General features: G+C 54.9%; 1 rRNA gene. It reads right to left on the bottom strand.

Annotated elements, in window-relative coordinates:
• Positions 1 to 40 precede the first annotated feature (40 nt).
• Positions 41 to 521, bottom strand: a 16S ribosomal RNA gene (locus ACZGCQ_RS16830); the annotation flags it as partial.

The raw sequence follows: 521 nt of genomic DNA, 5'->3' as shown, positions 1-521 counted from the left end.
GAGATTCCAAAGGGTCTCCTGGTCTCGGAGATGTATTTAAGATACAGGTAGTACCGCGGCTGCTGGCACGTAGTTAGCCGTAGCTTTCTCGTAAGGTACCGTCTACGTACGAGCATTACCTCTCGTACGTGTTCTTCACTTACAACAGAGTTTTACGATCCGAAAACCTTCAGCACTCACGCGGCGTTTCTCCATCAGACTTTCGTCCATTGTGGAAGATTCCCTACTGCTGCCTCCCCTAGGAGTCTGGGCCGTGTCTCAGTCCCAGTGTGGCCGAACACCCTCTCAGGTCGGCTATGCATCGTCGCCTTGGTGGGCCGTTACCCCACCAACTAGCTAATGCACCGCAAGACCTTCTCAAGGTTACGCCGAAGCGCCTTTCATCAGCGGACCATGCGGGACGTTGAACTGTACGGTATGAGCCCCGGTTTCTCGGAGTCAACTCAATCCTTGAGGCAGCTTACTTACGTGTTACTCACCCGTCCGCCGCTCATTCCACTGCACTCCCCCCGCAGGCTTCC

Source organism: Exiguobacterium sp. HSB13 (genome assembly GCF_056764755.1).
This window is presented reverse-complemented; position numbering and strand designations above follow the sequence as displayed.